We start from the raw sequence: 19,587 nt of genomic DNA, 5'->3' as shown, positions 1-19,587 counted from the left end.
GCAGTTCTTATTCTCTCATACGCCGCAGTATTTTTCAACCAGTTTTGTCACAAAGCGGGTCAGCAGCGTGCTCACCTCCATGCGGCTTGCGCTCTGCTTCGGTGCAAAGGCGTTCCCGCCGACGCCCTGGACCAGGCCGGCCCGGGTGCAGATATCCACGCAGTCCGCCGCCCAGGTGCTGATGCCCGCGCCATCGGCGAACGCCGCGCCGGAGAACTCCCGGTCCAGCGTCCAGCCCAGGTGCTCCAGGAAACGGCACAGGAACACGCACATCTGCTCCCGGCTGACCGGGTCGTCCGGTCCGAAGCGCTCGGCGCTGTAGCCGTCCGCGATACCGTTTGCAACGGCCCACCGTACCGCCTGGCGGTACCACTCGCCCTTCAGATCGGTGAAGGTCAGCCCGCCCTCCGCCGCCGGGCTGCCCGCCATGCGCCAGAGCACGGTAACGAACATGGCCCGGGTCATGGGCAGGTTGGGAGAGAACAGACCCTCGCCCGTACCTGTGAACAGCTCCCTGCGGGCGGTAAAGCCGATGGACTCAGCGCCCCAAAGCCAATCGGTATCCTTGAAATCGGCGCTGCCCATCACCAGCTCGTAGTCTCCCGCGCCCGCGGTGATATACTGCGCGGCGCCGTCCGAAACCAGGCACCACGGCAGGATGACCGCCGTGCCGCCCAGGTCGGTATACTGCACCACCATGCCGCTTTTTGCCTCATCCGGCTTTACGATCAGGCGGTTCACGTCGAAGCCTTCCTCCAGCGTGCCCCTGGGGATATAAACGGCCAGGCCGCCGCCCTTGAGCACCACATTGCTGGTCTGGTTAGCCTCCACGATGCTTTGGCTGTCCGCACGGGTCAGGTCCGCTTTGGACGACTTGATGGTATACACCGCCGAGCCGTTGCCGTCCGCGCTGACCCCGCGCAGGTTGCTGCGGCTGCCCGCGCTGGAGGAGCCGCCGAAGATGCTGTTGTCAACGACGGTCACCACGATCACGTCCGCCCCGTCCCAATAGCCGCCCGCGCCTTCGTAAGCCGCCGCCGAAGCATTCTGGACCGTCTGTACCGCGCCGTCATATCCGGCCTGTGCGGCTTCTACGGCGGCCTTCAGCCGTTCCAGCTCCTCCGCAGCCGGGTTCTTCGCCTCTGCCAGCGCCTGTTTGGCGTCGTTCAGCGTCTTCCGGTCGGCAACCAGCGTCGCGAGCTGTGCCTGCGTGGCGCCATAGACGCCGCGCACCGCCACCAGATACTGCCCCGCCTTGAGGCCTGTAAAGGTCTTGGCCCGCTGATTGACCGCCGGGTCGTCGGCCAGGCTCCAGACGATGTCATCCTGGGTGCTCTGCGCTGTGTCCAGCGCGAGGAAGTCTGCGATGCCGGGCGTGCTGCCCTTGTAGCCGGGTGCGGCCAGGATGGCAAACTCAAAGCTTTCCGTGTTGCCGCCTGCCGCGGTGGCCAGCACCTGTCCGTCCGATGCGGAGCTGCTGGATGCATTCAGGGTGGCAGCCCGCACCGTAATGGCGTCGTCCGCCACGCTCACCGGCAGACTGCTCACATTTGCCGGGTCTGCCGCGTCCCGTACCACCAGCAGGTACGCGCCGGGGGTCAGGCCTTCGTAGACGCACCGGAACGCGTTGCCCTTGTTCACCGGCGTCCAGACCAGTTCCGTGTCCTCCGCCAGTCCGTTCAGGTCATAGCCGCCGGGGACCAGCGCCGTCTGGTAGCGGGCATGATAGTCGTTTTGTGCCTCGTTGGAATCCTCCCCGTGATAGGAGGCGCCGACGGCCCCGCTCAAGTCTGCTTCCACTCTGCCGTTGTTCCGGGCCTGGTTCCAGGCGCCGGTGGAGGCGGCGGAGCACCCGGCAAGGTCCAGCTTGAGGGCGTCTACGGTATATCCAATGCTGTTCCGGTTTCCGCCCGCATCCTCCGCCGTGATGGTGTAGGTACCGTTGTACGCGATCTCCAGCGTCCCGTAGAGGTTCTTGCCCGGCTGCGCGTTCACCTTATAGCCGTTGACGGCCACATCCGTGATCTGCGCAGCTGCGCTTCCGGTCTTGTAGGCGCTCCACTCCAGCGCTCCGCCGGCCTGGTTGAAGGCCAGCGTCACCTGCGGCAGATTTGCGTCCACCTGGCCCATGTACAGCACTTGCGCGCTCCAGGTCTTATCACTGTTTACGGTGCGGGTCCAGTAGATGCCGTTTCCGCTGACCTTGAACATCGCCGCGTTCGAGGCCTCGGCGGTCATCGGCGCAAAACTGCTGCCGTCGAAGCAATAGACTTCATGCGTGTTTCCAGTGGCCTTTTCATTTCCGCTCTGCTCGGTAAAGGTGATGTTCAGTTTCTCGATGGCCCCCGTACCGACGGGAGTCCCACCCCACTTGGCCGCATCCAGATAGAAGTCCGCACCGTACCGCGGTACGGCCACGGTGGTCTCGTCGCCCGAAGCCGCCGTGTTGAACCAATCCACGATCAGGGTGGTGCTGACGGTGTTTCCGGAGATATCCACCGCCGTGATGTCGTAGTTCCCGTTGGCGGCCAGGGCTCCGAAATCATACCGCCAGAGCAGGCCGTCCCCACCCAGCTCCGTTACCGCGCCGCTGGCGGCGTTGCAGCGGGTGCCGTTTATGCTGATATAGTCCAGCCCGTTGTTGTCCAGCACGTAAAGGGACAGGGGGATCGCCGCGCCCCCGCCCGTGATGGAAGCCGTGGCGGGGAAGCTGCGGCTCCAGATGAAGAGCGGGTTGGTCCCGTCATAGTCCGGCGTAGGCACCACGCCGCCGGAATAGTGCTCCACCAGCCGGTCAAAGCTTGCGGTGGTGCTGGTGATCTTGACGGTCACGGTATACGCCGTGTTGTCGTCGTTCGAGCCGAGCGTGATCTTCGTGGGCGTCGATCCGCCGGTGGCGTTGGTACAGGCGTCGCCCTGATAGTTGGGATAGTCCTTGCTGCTCACCTCGATCGAGCCCTGGAAATAAAGGTCGATGGACTCGGCCACGGTACGGAAGGTGAAGGATGCGCCCTGCTCGCCGATAGACAGGTTGCTGCGCAGGGGGATCTCCGCGCTCCCGCCCGTGCCCCAGCCGGGGGCGCTGTTGAACGCCCAGGACTGGTTCCCGACCGCTTCCGCATCGTAGGGCGTACCGTCGGCGTTGTAGAAGGTGAACGCGCCGTTGTCGTTGAAGATATCGATGCCCTCGGCAGCCTCCGTGACGGTAAAGGCCACGGCGACCCGGCTTTCCGTATCCGCGTCATAGAGATGGATGACGCCGGTGCCCGGCCTGGAGGGCGTGATGGACAACACGCCGGAGACGCTTCCGCCTGCGGCCGTGCTCTGCCGGAAATTGAGTATGCCGATGTTTGGTCCGTCTGTGGCATCGTCAATCTCCGTGACGCTGAGGGCGGGCCGGGTCCCCCGGGCGCTAACCGCGGTCACGGGCACCAGCGTGGTGGTCCCCATGGGGATGACCACGGAAGGAGCCGCGGTATAGCGGGTAACTGCCTGCAGGTCGACCGTCTGCGCGTTATTGGCGGCGTAGTACTCGTCGTGTACGGCGTTGACCACGCCCGCGTCCAGGCCGGTAATCCGGTCGGAACCGGTGAACAGCTCGATCTTCAGCTTCAGGTAGCCGGACTCTCCCGCCGCGAAGGCCTTGGAAGGCACTGTGATGGTGCCGCTGACCCGCCTGCCGTATCCGGCCTCCAGGTCGTTGTTGCCGTCCGCGGCGTTGTAGAGATAAAGGATCCCCTGCGCCAGATTGGCGTCCCCGTTTTCGTCCGCCGCCAGGGTCTCCAGCCTTCTGGCCTGGTCGACGGTCAGGTCGCTGCCCGTGAGGGGGAGCACCGCGTAGGTGGCCTCGCCGTTTTCATCCGTTGCGTCGGCATAGGTAAACTGGGCATAGACGCCCTCCGCCTTGCCGGAACCCCGGTTGGCAGCCACGAACTCCACGTTCAGCGTGGTCGTGCTGCCGTCTGCCGAAACATTTGCGACTGTGACCGTCAGATCCTCCACGCCCAGGTCCGGGTATTGCTCCACCGTGAACAGGTCGACGGATACGCTGGCGGGGTCTTCGTAGCCCGCCCCCTCGTACTCCTGCAGGGTAAGGGTGAACGTTGTCCCCTCCGGCAGGTCGCGTTCCAGCGCGGCGCAGTCGCCGTCCAGGACCAGGGTCTGTCCCGAGCGGATGTTGCTTTCGATCTTCCAGCTGGCCAACGCCTGACCATCGGCGGTCAGGGTGGCGGTGATGGGCTGCGCCGGGCTGCCCCGGAAGGCCGTGTCACCGGTGTTGACCGCACTCAGGCTCACATAGAGCCGGCTGCCCACGCTGAAGTCCGTGTGGCCGAACGCAAGCTTCCCCTCGCCCAGATTCTGGCTGCCTTTTCCGTAGCTCACGGCATACATGCCCAGGGAGCTGCTCATGCCGCCGTCTGCATACTCCGGCATGACCATGTACGCGGTCTCGGCGCCGTTTGTATAGGAGACGACGCCCAATTCGGCCAGCGTCCCCTGCGTGAGCACCAGCAGCTCGCCCGCAGCGCCCTGCACGGCCTGTACGTTGGAGAAGGTCAGGTTGTTCTTGTCGCCCAGATCGTCGGGGTAGGCCTTCAGATTGGCCAGCACGTTGTCCGCGTCCTCACCGTAGAGGCTGCGCACGTCCGCGTCGGTCAGCAGGCCTCCGCCTTCTCCCGCAAGGCCCAGATAGGCCGCCTGAGCGGTAAGGCTGCCCCAGTCGTACCGGAGGGACGCCTCATAGGTGTCCATGTTGCGCATGGCCAGCATGACCCCGTCGCCCCAGGTATTGGTGGCCGGATCATATGCGGACAGATACAGGGCGTTGTTGGTGGTGTTGGGCACGCTCCCCACATAGACGGCAAACAGGTTGCCCTTGGCATCCGCGCCAATGGTGACCTCCAGCTTGCCGGAGGCCTCCTGCGCCCCGTCCGCGTGCTTCGCGCCGGTAAAGAAGGGGTGGATGGCGCCCGTCTGGGATGCGGTGATGCTCTTCAGGCTGTCATCCAAAATGAGATAGGTGGCCCCGTTCATTTCAAAGAGCAGGAAGGTATGCTCCTGCACCGCCATCGTGGAGAAGGATTCTTCCGTTCCGGTCAGCATATCGCTGTCGACCGCCGCGGTCAGGAAGCTCAGGTTGGAGAAATAGGGACTCTCATAGGCGGTAAAGGCCCCGGCGGCGGTATAGATTCCGTCCTTACCGCTGTCTTGGTCGTAATCCCGCGTCATGCGCAGCAGGTACGGCGTGCCCCACTCGACCGTATCGCCGGAGGCCGTGACCTTGCGCAGGAAGAGCCGCTCCACCGTAAGATGATCCGCGTTTTTGCCGCTGCCCTCGTAGGCGTCCTGCCGGGTGGTGTAGGCCAGGTAGTACGCGCCGTCGTCCAGCTGGGTGAACTCCACGTTGCCCAGCGTCTGTCCCTCGGCCAGCGCCATGGAGGATACCTTCCATACGCCGCCGCTCTGGCAGGCCAGGTTCAGGTTGGACCGGGTACCCAGCACGTCCAGCGTGGATTTTTTTGTGCTCTTCAGGTAGTCGGCGTAGTCGGTGTCCGCCATCCCGCTGTCCGTCAGGAACTGGACGTACCGATCGTACGCCTCGCCGGACGCATCCTGCGTCAGCGTGCTGCCGAAGAACACCGCGCTGCCGCTGCCGTTGGAGGCGGGTGCGAACACATAGCCCACGCTGCCTCCCGCGCCGTCGCCCCCCAGGATCTCGGCCGGATGGAAGGCCGCGTCATTTCGGATCTCCGGCGCGCCCTCGCCCTCACCGGAATAGGGCGTGCTGGTATAGCTCCATTCGGCGGCCTTGAGGACGGTGTTCTGCGCCGCGCTCTTCAGCCGGTCCTGGAGGTAGGCGTTGTAGCTGTCCAGGGACAGGTAGTAGGCATGCCATGCCTGATAGGAGTCCCGGTCCGCCGCATAGGCGCTCTGCGCGGCCTGATAGGCGCTCTCCGCCGCCGCAAGCGTGGCATAGCCCTCCGCGAGGGTATATTTCGTCCAGGTGCCCGAACCGGTTTCCTTGCACAGCGCCTGTTCCTCCTGGGGCAGCTGGCCGTACTCCTCCGTAGTATAGGTCACGCCGGTCGCCGTGTAGTAGGCGCTCTCTGCGGGCGCGGACGGCGCCGGTATGGTCTTATAGTTGTCCGCGTTCATACCGCCGTAAGGGGTCGAGCCGGGCTTAGTGGGCTCCGTCTGCGCGGCGGAGGCATAGCTCACCCATGTGCTGTGGATGGTGTAGGCGGCGGCGCCGCTCGTGCCGTCGCTCCCTTCCTCTACCCAGACGTCGAAGTCCAGGTCGCCGGTGCCGTCAGGGTCCAGCACGAGATACAGCGGCACGCCCGCTCCGGATGCTCCAGTCGGGTTGGCCAAGCCGTATTTGTATGTGGGCGTCTGGCCGTCCGCCGCCGTGTTGACCCGCTTGAGCTCGCTCATGACCAGCTGCGGGACATCCTCCCCGGCGATACCGGCTTCGCTCCGGGAGACGGTATAGACGATAAAGTCCCGCTCGCCCGCGCGGATCACCTTGTAATCCCCGCCGGGGAGCACAGCGGTGCTCAGGTTGGCCGCGTCCACGCTGCTGCCGTAGCCGGAAAGCTGGAACGGCACGGTCTCGTCGGTTGGGTCGTAAGCCAGGGTGCCCAGTTCGGGCTCAGCGTTGTCCTCCGGCGCGTAAAGCTTCTGTTCGGTGCTCTGGGGCGGGCGGATGGTGACCCCCAGGAAGCCGTCCTCCGATGCGTCCTGTACCCAGTCATTGAGGAAATGCCAGCCGGTCTCCCAGTCCGCTCCGTCATAATCCACACAGTAGGTGGCCGCGTCCAGCTCAAAGGTAAAGGCCAACAGCACCACCCGCAGTCCAATCCCGATGGAGAATCCAAAGCTCTCCACCGAGGCGGGCGCATACTTTTCATCGTTGCCCGCGTCCATGTCATAAGGGTCGTAATTGGTGTTGTATACCCCCAGCAGGAACGTGGCCTCCAGGCCCAGTTTGGCGTAAAGCTCCACCTTCAGCAGTTCCACGCCCACGCCCGCGCCCACCTCCAGGCCGATGGAGGGCGAGATGCTGATGCCCTTCCAGTACACCTCGTTGCGGATGTCCTGGATCTGGGCGATGTAAGAGATGGTGGTCTTGTCGAGGGTGGTCTGCGTATCGTAGTCCAGCGGCCGCAGCACCACCTTGACCGTCTCGGCCAGGGTCATGCCGTCCTGCTTTTTCAGCACCACCTGGGTGTCCGCCTTCCCGTCGGAGCTGATAAAGCCGCTGATATAGCCGGAGCCCTCCGGGGCGGGTTTCCAGGCGCCGTCCTGCTTGGTGTAAACGTCCACCGCCAATTTGCCGGAGAAGCGGACGTTGAACGCCTTGTACCCCGTTTCAAAGGAGTATGCGGCGGCCGCGTTGTAGGCCTCCAGCGCCGCGCTGTAGCTGCGGTAATGGCTCTTGTTGTATGCGCCGCTGACGGTCCACTCGTAATTCTCCTTTTCCGTGTCGGTAAGCACGCCGTACTGCTCGCCCGTCAGGAAGTAATCCCCCGTCTCCAGATAGACCGCCTTGGCGTCCGCAAACGCCGGATAGGCGGCGCTGTAGTAGTAGCCTGCCAGATCGGCCGCCTTGTAGAGCAGCTTTCCCGCCGCCGTCAGTTTCTCGTAGGCCGCCTGCGTGATGACCGCTCCGGCAGAGGGCCGCGCCATATAGGTCAGGCTGATCTGTTTTTCATAGTTGGCGGCCGATTTGGCGTCCAGCACCGCCGGAGTTATCTCCACAGAATCCCGGATGACCCCCAGCCCGGTGGCGATCTCGATGGAGCCGTCGAACTGGAAGTAGAAATAGACGATGGGGCACACCGTCAGCCGCGCCTGGATGCGGAAGGTGAGCGAAACGCTGAAGGATACGGTCATCCCCTCAAAATAATATCCGTTGTCCAGCGGATTGTATTCAAACAGGAAGGCCAGGCCCACCGCAAAGCCCACGCTGAAGCTCTTGGACTTGAACTGGGTCTTGTCGTACGGGTTGGGCTGCGGCGGGGACGAGGGATTGGGAGAGGCTGCCGCCGCCGCCGCGTCCGCATTTTTCTTCCGGGTATGCTCCGTAGCGGCTTTTTTATAACTCTCGTCCCCGCCGAAGTTCCCCTTCTTGAAGAAGTCGCCGAACTGCGTCCAGTTGTCCTTATTCTTATCCGCAAAGCCCTTGCTCTCGTCCCCTGTTTCGCCCAGGGGCAGCCCCACGGCAAAGCCCACCTTGTTTTCATCCAGCAGGATGGTCACATAGTCGGTGACCGCCAGCTCCATGGAGCCCAGATTGATGCCCAGGTCCACGTTGAACTCGCTCATTTCGCTGCCGGAGTCGTCCATATCCACGTCGGAGTTGGGCGAGGATTCATCCTGCATCTGCTTGAGGTACTCTGCGTCGGGTGTGGTGGAGTACCCGCCCAGGGTAACGCTGTCCGGCCGGACGGAATAGTCCGCGGCATCCTGCACGTACAGGGTGTCGTCATCCGTGCCGGCCGCCCCTCCGCCCAGCTTTACGCCGGACTGCACGCCCGCCAGGATATCCGCCGTGGAATAGCGCTGCTCCTGGGTGACCAGGGCGAACGTGGTGGTCCCGGTAAAGGAGCTCAGGTAGCCGTTCATGCGCTTGAGCCCTTCCTCCGTGTAGGCATAGCCGGTAATGATCCCCTCCTCGTCCCGCTCAATGGTATACTGCTGCGTCACCGGGGTAGGCCCGGCGATGCTGTTTTCCACGGTGATGGGCTCCGGAGCGGCAAAGGGATAGAGCATGTTCCCCCGGAAGACCGGATTCCAGGTATACGCCGCAGCGCCCTCCGCCAGGGTGGCAGGCGAAACGTCGCCGCCCAGAGGAATGTCCAGGGTGCTCCGGGCGTTGGCCGCCGCTCCATACTTGAGGTGTCCGTCGGCGGAGCGGGTCTCGGCTGCGCTGGAATTCTGCCGGGTCAGGCCGCTGACCAGATAGCGGTAAGCCCGCTGCTCCGGCGTCAGCCGGGAATAGGCGGCGCTGTCCGGGTTGACCGCCGTCACGAGGGCGGGCAGGATCTGGGCCCGCTCGCTCTCGCTGGCTCCCTCCGGCACCACCAGGCTGCGGGGCGTCATGGTATAGCAGGCCTTGATAAAATACTGGCAGTAATCCCCGTTGGCGTTTTTCTTGGGCGCAAACTGGGTCTCGTTGGCCGAACCCCCGGTGACGTAGGCGCAGAATTCATCCCGGACGCCGTCCACCGCAGTCAGGACGAAACTGGAGTTGGTCTCGTTGTAATAGCCGTCGATCTTGCCGTTTCCGTTGGCGTCCCAGTAGACCGCCATCCAGGAGATGGCCGTCTTCATGGCGCTCTGGGCCGTCCGGTAGTCCTCGTGGTAATACAATACGCTCAATCCGCCCGCGAAATCGGCTTCCTGCAAATAGATCTTGGCGTTGCCCGCGTAGGCGGTGCCGTTGATGAGCAGCAGATCCCTGGAGGACAGATTGAAGCAGACCCACTGGATGTTGGTGGCGTCAAAGGACCACTCCGCAGCCCCCGACAGCGCGGTAGGCTTGGCCAGCGTCGTCTCCGTGCAGGCGGTGCCGAAATCCCCCGTGCTGCTGTTGAAGGTGCTGTAGCCATAAGTGATCGCAGCCGATACGCCATAGGTAAAGCCGTGGTCGCTGCCGTAAGTACTGCCGTCGTAGTAGCCGTTGAGGGGATAGTTGATCTTGTCGGTGTCGATCTGGGTCAGGCTGTTTTCCCTGCGGGGCACCGACTTCTCAAAGTCCACCGTAATGGTGCTGCTGCGGGAGTAACACACCCGGAACTTGTACTGGGCCCTGAGATCGCCGTCATTCAGCGGCGCGCTGGCGGAGCCCGCCAGCTTGAAGGTGTAGGATTTTTCGGCCGCGTCGTAGCTGCCGGCGCCGAACTTGCCGAAGGTCTTCCAGGTGCTTCCGCCGTCTGTGCTCTGATAGACCACCACATTGGAGACATAGTACCCCGCGGGGGCGGTCCCGGCGGTGATCTTGACGGTGGAGCCCACATAAAGCTGGTTGGAGCCGTTCACGCCGCCCTTGCCGCCGACGATCTCCACCTTGGGCTGGAAGCCGCTGTAATTGGACTCGGTGAGCACGGCGCAGTTTGCCGGCGCGGTATTGCTGTCGTTGGGCGTGGACACCTCGGTCTTGAAGGCGTCGCCCGCAAAAACGCGGCGGGTCAGGCTCATGCTTTTCAACCAGACCATACTCGCGTCGTTCAGCTCGTCGTGCTGGTGGCTGTCGTAAGAGGCATACCACAGGGACATGCCCAGGCTCAGGCTTCCCGTAAAGCCCATGCCGCCGCTGTAGGTACCGGAAAAGGGATTATAGTAATTGCTGCCGTCGTCCGAAGCCCGGATCGTCCAGCTCTTGTTCAGCGGCCCCGAGCCGAAGCGCTTGACATAGCGCGGATTGTCCACCAGACTTGTGCTGCCCTGCATGAGCCAGAGGCGGGGCTCCGTATAGGAATATTTATAGGTAAACCCGTCCAAATAAGAGGTGTCATGGCCCATCCGGGTCAGGATCTCGGCGCGGTAGCCGCTGAACAGCTGTCCCGCGATCTCCCGCGCGCCGCCCAGGGCCTCCCACCCGGCCGACTTCAAAACCGCGTCGGCGTCCTTCCGGCTGGCCAGGGCGACGCCCTTGTCGATGGTTACATCTACCGATCCGTCATAATCCTTGCCGATCTTCTTGGCCGTATCCCCGGCGCCGTAGAGTACGGCGGCGCCGTCGGTATTGGTTCCAATGCCCCAATAGCTCTTCTGCGCCGCTTCCGCCGTGCCCGTCCAGGCGCTCTGCGGGTTTGCGAAGACGATCTTCTTCAGGGAGGGGGCATAGGCCTGGAGGGAGATATCCCCCTGGGCGCCGTCGTCTACCAGGGTGGAATAGACCGGCTCCGGCTCTTCCGCCGCCACCTGCGCCCCGGTGACGCGCCCGCTTCCGGCGTTGGCCGCGCCGTCGCGTTCGGCCACGGCGCCGGACACATCCACGGCCTCCGGGTCATAGAGCTGGGTGGCCAGATTGGCCGCGCCGCCCCGGCCGGAGTTGATCAGCTCCACCCGCACCGTATCCTGGGCGAATCGGCAGCTGTCGTCGCCCAGCAGCTCGGAAAGCACGATTTCAAACGACACCGGCTCCATGGACGCCGCGCCGTCGTCGATGAGTTCCACCGTTACCGGCAGACGCGTTACCCCGGCATAGAACATCAGCTTACCGCTGGTCTGGGCGTAATCCCGTCCGGCCAGGGCGGTCGCGTCCACCGTGGTATACTCCACAGACACCGGGCGCTGTGCGCCGCCCACCCGCTCGATCATGACCTGGGCGGTCCCGTCCGCCTGGTCTACGGTGACCTCGGAGACGGTAAAGCCAAGCGTGCTGGGCTCGGGATCGTTGGCGTCCTCAATGCGGAACAGAAGGGTATTGGCGCTTTCCAGCACCTGTCCGCCCTCACAGTCCCGGATGGTGAAGGCCGCCGCCTCCTGGGCCTCCGGCAGCTGGTCGGTCAGCGCGTCCAGATGGATCTCCTTGACCCACTCGCCGTCGGCAAAGATCAGCTCGAAGGCCCAGCCGTTATAGGGGTCCTCCCCCTCGCCCAGCAGATCCAGCGGGGTATAGACCGGCTCGGCGTTGAGCTCCAGGCCCTCCGGGCGCTGCGCCAGCACTTCCTCCTCCGGCTTTTCATAGACCGTCCCGCGCAGGGACACCGAGCAGTATTCCACCCCGCCCAGCGTGTAGATGCAGCGGTAATCGTAGCTGCCGCTGTCGATGAACTCCGCGTCCGCCGGGACCTCCGCCCCGGCGGCGTCCTGGATGTCCTTCCACGCGCCGTCTGAGAGGATCTGCCACTGATAGCTCTGCGCCGTCTCGGACAGCCGGAGGGAATACCCCAGCTCGTCGGGCACCGCCCGCACCGCCGCGTCCCCCGTCTCCGGCGCGGGCGGCATCCCCACCGCGTCATACCGGGCGCGGGGCAGCGGCTCCTCCACTTGGATGGCCACATCGTTGGCGCTGACGGCATAGTCGTACACCGCCCCGCCGTTCTCATCCTGGAGCAAAACGGGCTCATAGGTGAGATAGGCCGTCGCCCGGCCCGTGGTCCCGCCCAGGCGGTAGACCTTGATGACGCCGCTCTCCCCCTCCGAAAGGGCCAGTCCGGACGTCTCAAAGGCAAACGCGCCATAGGGGAACGTTTCCTCCCAGCTCTCGTCCACCGGCTGGGTGTTCCCGTTCGTATCCGTGTAGACAACGGACGTGGGTGCGCTCCCCTCCCCCGTCACCAGATAGGCCAGCGCGGAGCCGGATGCCTCAAAGAGCATCAGCACCGTCAGCGCCGCACAGAGCAGACGCCTGCACACACCGCTTCCTTTTTTCCCGCTCATTGTGTTCCTCCTTCCAATCCTTTCCTCACAACATCATGGAATCCAGCAGTTCGCTGATCGTCGCATGGATCGACTCGCCGCCCCGCTTCCAGATTACGGCGTCCCCCTGCGCCTGCGCCGTCTCAAACAAGCCGGGGTCCGCCAGCTTATGGAAGCGAATCGCCTGGATGCGCCGCTCCATATTCACGATGGCCTCGCTCCCGTTGCAGAAACAGACGCGCAGCCGGTATTCCGGGAGTGCCTGAACGGATGCCACCGATGCCCCCACGGTAAAAACCCTCCTTTCCGGTCGATGCCCCCTTGCCTATAACACGCGGGAGCGTATCCTATCTCTGCAAGTATAGGACACGCTCCCGGTTTTTGCATCCCCCGTTCGGGGGATTTATCCAATTTTTCGGTTATTTTAAAAGCTCCACCAGACGGCTGCGCCGATCGATGTTCAGCTTTTGAAAAATGGTCTTGAGATGGGCCTTCACCGTCTCCTCCGAGATATGCAGCTGCCCGGCGATCTCCCGGTTGCGCATCCCACGGGCCGCCAGCCGGGCCACGTCCATCTCCCGTCCGCTCAGGCCGGAAATCCCCTCCTGCGCCTGCTCCAGCATCGCGAAGATCCGGCTCTCCTCGGCCTTGGTATAATGGATGTCCATCTTCCGGATCTCCCGGATGGCCTCCCCATGCCGGGCAGCAATGGACGGGAGCAGGAACAGAACGGAAAGATACTTCCGAAAGCTGGCCAGGAAGGTAAAGTTCCGGTCCCGCTCGGCCAGGGTAAGCGCATAATCCAGATGCTCGGCCGCCTTTTTGGGCTTCCCGATGGCCAGGTAGCACAGGGCCAGCCCCACATGCATGAAGTTTCGGGTCGCCACGGAGATCATCTTCGGCTCCAGCGCCAGGGATGCCTCCACCCCCGCGATGGCCCGCTTGTATTCCTTGTTCAGGATCAGGTCGGTAATGCGGGTGGTCTTTACGATAAAGTTGGTAAAGGTCAAATCGCCCAGCCGGTCCGCCTCGCCCTGGGTCCACTTGGCGGAGCGGTCGGTCTCCATCATCAGCGCCAACAGATAGCCGCGCACCGTCTCCACCATACAGCGGTTGATGGCCGTGCCCTGCAAAAACGGGTAGCCCTGCGCCTTTTCCTCCAGATACTCGACGGCCTTTTGCAACGTGAGCATGTCCGTTTGGTAGATGGCGTTGATGCCCAGCAGCAGGGCCGCGCCGTAAGTGACGCTGGCGTTTTGCCCCTGCTCGGACAAAAGCGCCGCCCGGTGGGCAAAGATCTCCGCCTCGTCGTAACGTCCCTGTACGCACAGGGCTTCCCCCCGGTACAGCTCCGCCGCGCCCGCGCCGTGATTTCCGGTAATGCGGTTGTACACCGCCATCATATGCTCCAGCCGGTCGGCGATCTCCATCATCTCGCCCGGCTTGCTGTAAAATAAGTACCACATGGAGGTACAGCCGAACAGGAAGGGCTCCCGGCAGGTAAACACCCGGGAGACGCCCTGGAGCAGCCCCTCCGCCTGCCGGTAATGCGCCTCCATCCGCGCCACATCGGGGAAATCGCCGAACGCCGCCACCATGTGCCACTCCCCCAGCAGCGCCTTCTCTCCCCGCGCCTCGATCCGGCGGCGGGATCGCTCCAGCATCGTTTCAAACGCCGCAAAATCCGCCCCCGCAAACAAGGCGTAGCACAGGCGCAGCACCGAGATGGGGTATCGCTCCTGCACCGGTTCCGGGCATTCCCGCAGCACCGTACGGGCCGCTTCCGTATACGATACGCCGCAGATAGGTTCCATCAGCAATCCCGTCAGCTCGCAGGACAAGACCCCCTCATAATCCTGCACGGCGTAAAACGCGCTTACCGCCTTCCTGGTCTGGCCATGGTCACGATACCACCTTCCCGCCGCCTGATAACAATCCCGGCGAAACGGCTCATCCGTCTGCTCCAGCTGTCGGCGCAGAAAGGCCAGCAGGATCTCATGAGGAAAATACTGCCGCCGCTGGGAAAAATAGGTCAGCAGCGGCACGCTCTCCCAAAAATTATAAGTCAGCGTCTGCCTCCGGTCCGCCGGGATGGCGAGCACCTGCTCGATCTGCTCCATGCTCAGCCGCTCAAACAGGCACAGACGCAGCATGGTCTCGCGCCGCTCGCCGGACGCCTTCTTCCAGAACAATTCATAGATCAGCGTATCCGTATCGCAGACGGCAGTCACGTCGTTTCCGCTTTTCAGGTTCTGCAGGTAGAGGGCGACCGCTACCGCCCATCCCTCGGTCTTGGCATGGATCGCCTGCGCCTGCCCCTCGGAGATCGTCAGTCCCAGTTCCGCCGCAAAGTCCCGGACGTCCCCCACTCCCAGCAGCAGGTCCCGGGCCGCAACGCGGCCGATGGTATGGGCCTCCCCCAGCAGGACGCGGAGCCGGCCGAAGCTTTGGGAAATAAAAATCACATGCAGATTTCGGTCCCGCAGCTCCGCCAGGGAGCTGAAAATCTGCGGCTGCCAGTTGCCCAGCACGAACTGGAAGTTGTCGATCACCAGATACAGCGGCTGCGCCGCGCGCAGCTCCGCAAGGAGTTCCGCCGCCCGGTTGGCGTTGCTGCGGTTGAGAAACCCCAACGCCTGCAGTCCCTCCGCCGCGGTCCGGTCCACACGCTCCAGCTGCCGGCACAGCCATCGGAAGCTGCCGTCCTGCGCGCTCTCGATGGCCGTATACCAGCATACCTGCCCCTGGTCCATCCCCTCCAGTGCCGAACGGATCGCCGTCGTCTTCCCATAGCCCGCCGGCGCCTCCACGATGGTCAGCGGCACGTCGGAAATATGAGAGAGCTTTTCCCGCAGCGCTTTGGAAAAATACCGTGGTTCCATACACTCACCTGCTCATTTCTGCAAACGCCGGACGCTTCCACCCCGTGTTTTGTCCGGGCGTCGTCATCTGTCTTCCTTACGTTCGTCAACCCTTCGATGCCGCTCTTGGTCTGAAAGCGCGTAAAGTGTACGCCTACAACCAAAACCGCGACAAGCACAACGGGGGTTACCGGGGGAAGCAAGACCCGTTTGATAATCTTTCATACCCTACCTCCCTGTTCCGCTTTCACATCGTCCAGGGAAAATTCAAAGTGCATGGCCAGCATTCGGAACAGCTCCTGCATGACTTGCTCGGAAATCTTACGGATGTCCAGCCCCGCAATGAATTCCAGCACCTTTTGCTGCTCATCCCCCGGCACGCTGTAGGCGCTCATGCTCATCACGAGGAAGCGCCTGAGCTTTCGTTCCAATGGGAAGTACATGTCGCACCTGCGTGCCATATAGCCCCGCATAATACCCGCCGATCCGATCTCCAATTCATAAAAATCGCTCTCAGTATAGCCCGGCAGGCGGGAGCCAAAGATGCTCGCCAGCTCCAATGCGGTGTGCTGATGGATATACTCCACCGCTTCGCTCTGGGTGTACGCCTCCAGATAAATATCCCTGAGGTTCTCGTTCAGTTCTGTCAGCGTCAACTGGATGGCAGTCTCCACCGCATAGACGTAAACGGGCGGGATGCGCTCCCCGACAATCTTTCTTGCCGCGCCAAACTGATTCCCGAACATGAATTCTATCAGTTCGATGAGTACGCCGTCCTTGGCACGGAAAATGTTCTGGAAGGTGCTGACCGACACATCGGCATCCCTTACAATTTCTGCCACCGTAGTGCGGTTGTAACCCTTTTCCAGGAACAGGCGGACGCAGGCGGTCAGAATTCTTTTCTTTGCGGCGAGGCTTGCGCTTGTAATCGCCACACCAATTACTCCTTTCATTTTAAATTGGTTTATATACCATATATAGCTTACAATTAAAGCAATTGCAAGCGGTTTTAAAAATTTCTCCGGCAAATTGTAGGTTTTTGCAGAATTTGCAACTCCATTAACAGGGTACTATAATCGAGGCGCCCTCAGACAACAACAGAAAACGTCCTCACCATCTGTCGGTATCGGCAAACAGCTTTCCAAATCAGGATTGTGCTTTCACGAGTGCAAAGACATGCTCTCATCTTGTTCGAACGGGTCATTTTTCGTGTTATCTGCACTTGAGTCGTATGCGTGATCTGAGAGATTGCTTTTGACCCAGGAGGGATGGGAATCGAGTTTATAGCGGATACGCTTGTCTAACGGTTCTTTGTGTAACGGCATCTCCCGCTTTTCGGCTCTAAGATCGCCACTATCGCCAAATACGGCCGCTTCTCCTTCCGTCAGCAACCGGAAAGACATCGTGGCGTCTGGAACATTTGCATCCGTTCCCTTGCTTGCGTGGACGATCCGGCTGTCTTTTTCTGCATTGGCATGCTTTTCATTACGCAAATTCCATGTACTCCCTTATTTCCGGATGGAACCTTAGCGCGCGCTGCCCGGCCTGCCTTGGGGCCGTGGGCGGCGCGGCAATGATGGTTTCGACAGCGTCGTGCATCCGGCTCAACTCGCAAGGCAGTTTTCCCCGCACCGCAGCACGGCCGGACCATAGATATTCATTTCCCCAACGCCTTTTGCGTCCGCACCATTGACAATTCGCCGTTCCGGCTGGACAGGCCCGTTTGTTCCTTTATGCCCCTATTTTACGGCGCACAGCCGCTTTCCCGTGTGGTATTGCCTGCGCTTATCAAATCTTTTAAAAATTGCGATAACAAAAACGGCATGGACCCGGACGCCGGCCCCGTTCCGCAGCCTATGCCGCCCCGCCCCCTTACGGAATCAAACGATAATGTGTTTTCGCCTCTTGCTATTTTCGCAAAAATCGCGTATACTGACCTTACAATTCAATCAAAACTATCCAAGTGCCGCTCCGCGCAGGAGCGGGTAATAGGGAATCGGGTGCAAATCCCGAACGATCCGGTCACTGTGAACGGGGAGTCTGCCGCACAACGCCATTGTCCATCAGGATGAGAAGGCGCGGCCGATGCCGATCCGCAAGTCAGGAAACCTGCTTGGATGGAACGATGAGGTATCTTCCGCAGAGAGCAGCTCATCTGAAACAGCGCCGGGACCGGTGTGCCAACAGGGCCGCCGCGTCCGCTTGCCGCCGTACTCAGGGCCCCGCTTTCCAAGAAGCTTGGAAAGCGGGGCCTTTTGTTGCAGAGAGGCGTTCTTTTTGCGGTGATATGATTTTAAACCGGAAGGAGACCCCTTTATGAAACGTGCGAAATCCCTCTTGTGCCTGCTCCTGCTCCTGCTGCTGACCGTGTCTGCCTGTGCCGCACCCAGCGGGGGCGCTTCCTCCGCCCGTACCCCCGCCCCTTCCCCCAGCGCCGGACCCGCGGCGGAGCCCACCCCAGAGCCGGTGTCTGAGACCTATACCTTTACCGACGGCCGCAGCAAGGAGGTCACCGTCGACCGCAATCCGCAGCGGGTAGTCTGCACCTATGGCTCCTACTGCCCTTTGTGGTACGAGTGCGGCGGGACTCTGGTCTACCGCAAGGATATCTATTCCTCCTATTCTCCTCTGCCCGCGGAACTGGAGGCGGTCCCCATCCTGGCCGACGGCGAGACCATCAGCGCCGAGGTGGTGCTGGAGGCCGAGCCCGACCTGGTCATCATGAACAACAGCAAGAGCGATCTGGAGATGGCCGAACTGCTGGAGGCCGCCGGAGTCCCCTGCCTGGTCTACGGCTATAAGACCTTCGAGCAGTATCTGGACCTGGTCAAGATCTTCACCGAGCTGACCGTGCGCCCCGACCTGTACGAGACCTATGCCACCGACGTAAAAGCCCGCGTGGACGCCGTGCGGGAAACGGTGGCGGGCCACTCGGCGGAGGCGGTGCTCATTATGCCCTCTACCAGCGGTCCCAGCTTCACCAGCGCGGACACCATGTGCGGCAGCATGCTGTTGGATCTGAACTGTAAGCTGCTGTCCTACCCCGACGGCGACGTTACCCGGGAGAAGTATGAGTTCAGCATGGAGAAGCTGCTGGAGCTGGACCCCCAGTATATCCTTACCGCCGGCGGCGGGGACGATCAGCAGGCCGCCGCCCGGCGAGTCCTTGAGCTGCCCGGCTTCACCGACCTGACCGCCTACAAGGAGGGCCGCTACCGCCACCTGGACGTGAGCATGTACATGTACAAGCCCAACGGCCGTTATGCCGATGCCTATGAGCAGCTGGCCGCCTTCCTCTATCCCGAGCTCTTCGCGTAAGCGGCGCGCCCATGGAACGCACACACGCGCGCCCGGAGCGGCCCTGCGGCCTGACCCGCCGGAGGCGGCTTGCCAAACTGCTGCTGCTGGCCGTGCTGCTGGCCGCGGTCTTCCTGGCCGGAACGATGTTCGGCGCGGTGGACGTAAGCGCCCCGGACATCCTGCGGATCCTTCTGTTCGGACAGGACAGCGGCGTCTATACCACCATCATCCGGGAGGTGCGTTTTCCCCGGAACCTCCTGGCCTGCATGGTGGGGGCGTGCCTGGCCCTGTCCGGCGCGATCATGCAGGGCATGATGCGCAACCCCATGGCCTCGCCCAGTATTCTGGGCGTCACCAGCGGCGCGTCGGTCACCACCTACATCATGTATCTCTTTTTCCCCGCCGCCTCGTCCCTGATCCCGCTCGGGGCGTTCTGCGGAGCCCTGGCGACCACGTTTCTCATCTTCGTGTTCGCCTGGAAGGGCGGGCTGAATCCGGTACGCTTTATTCTCTCCGGCGTGGCCCTCTCCGCCATCCTTTCGGCGGTAAACAACATCCTCACCATCCGCTTTCCCGACGCGCTGCAGGGGATGGCCGGCTTCATGGTGGGCGGCCTGTCCGCCCGGAGCTGGCCCCATGTGCGGATGATCCTTCCCTACTTTCTGGCGGGCCTGGCGCTGGCCCTGCTGTATGCCGGCAAGCTCAACGTGCTTCTGCTGGGGGACGAGCTGGCGGTCGGCCTGGGCGTCAACGTGGACCGCACCCGGATCGCCCTGATCGCGGTCTCCTCCCTGCTGGCGGCTTCCGCTGTGTCGGTGGCCGGGATGATCAGCTTTGTGGGCCTGTGCGTGCCCCATATCATGCGGATGTTCATCGGCTCGGATTACCGTTATCTCATCCCGGCCTCCGCCCTGGGCGGGGCCGTCACCCTGACCTTCTGCGATATGGTGGGCCGGGTGGTGCTGCGCCCTTCGGAGATCCCCGTGGGGATCATCCTGGCCCTGCTGGGGGCCCCCTTCTTCCTGTGGATGCTGCGGGAGCGGGAGGTGTAGCC

At 62.6% G+C, this 19,587-nt stretch carries 7 protein-coding genes and 1 riboswitch; of the genes, 2 read left to right on the top strand and 5 right to left on the bottom strand.

Annotated features, from left to right (window positions below):
• Positions 1–15: 15 nt before the first annotated feature.
• From NE547_RS06665 to NE547_RS06645, 5 genes are all read right to left on the bottom strand, one after another.
• Positions 16–12,393, bottom strand: a complete 12,378-nt coding sequence (locus NE547_RS06665; RefSeq protein WP_256175096.1) for an S-layer homology domain-containing protein — start codon at positions 12,391–12,393, stop codon at positions 16–18.
• Between the two features lie 25 nt (positions 12,394–12,418).
• Positions 12,419–12,661: a DUF2442 domain-containing protein gene (locus NE547_RS06660; RefSeq protein ID WP_186906939.1), complete on the bottom strand. Its 243-nt coding sequence runs from the start codon at positions 12,659–12,661 to the stop codon at positions 12,419–12,421.
• Between the two features lie 130 nt (positions 12,662–12,791).
• Positions 12,792–15,254 carry a LuxR C-terminal-related transcriptional regulator gene (locus NE547_RS06655; RefSeq protein WP_256175094.1) on the bottom strand — a complete coding sequence of 821 codons (2,463 nt, stop codon included), beginning with the start codon at positions 15,252–15,254 and terminating at the stop codon, positions 12,792–12,794.
• A 200-nt stretch (positions 15,255–15,454) separates the two neighbouring features.
• On the bottom strand, positions 15,455–16,168 hold the full coding sequence (locus NE547_RS06650; RefSeq protein ID WP_256175092.1) for a TetR/AcrR family transcriptional regulator: 714 nt from the start codon (positions 16,166–16,168) through the stop codon (positions 15,455–15,457).
• 225 nt (positions 16,169–16,393) lie between these two features.
• A complete protein-coding gene (locus NE547_RS06645) occupies positions 16,394–16,726 on the bottom strand; it encodes a hypothetical protein (protein WP_256175090.1) in 333 nt (110 codons plus the stop codon).
• A gap of 451 nt (positions 16,727–17,177) precedes the next feature.
• Positions 17,178–17,365, top strand: a riboswitch (cobalamin riboswitch).
• Between the two features lie 184 nt (positions 17,366–17,549).
• Between NE547_RS06645 and NE547_RS06640 the strand changes: the two genes are divergently transcribed.
• Both NE547_RS06640 and NE547_RS06635 read left to right on the top strand, forming a co-directional pair.
• Complete coding sequence (locus NE547_RS06640) at positions 17,550–18,551, top strand: ABC transporter substrate-binding protein (RefSeq protein ID WP_256175088.1); 1,002 nt, start codon at positions 17,550–17,552, stop codon at positions 18,549–18,551.
• Positions 18,552–18,562: 11 nt separating this feature from the next.
• Entirely contained in the window at positions 18,563–19,585 is a 1,023-nt protein-coding gene (locus NE547_RS06635) for an iron ABC transporter permease (RefSeq protein ID WP_186906942.1), read from the top strand.
• The last annotated feature ends 2 nt before the right edge of the window (positions 19,586–19,587 follow it).

This window comes from Flavonifractor sp. DFI.6.63 (assembly GCF_024462255.1).
In the GTDB taxonomy this organism is placed as follows: domain Bacteria; phylum Bacillota; class Clostridia; order Oscillospirales; family Oscillospiraceae; genus Lawsonibacter_A; species Lawsonibacter_A hominis.
This window is presented reverse-complemented; position numbering and strand designations above follow the sequence as displayed.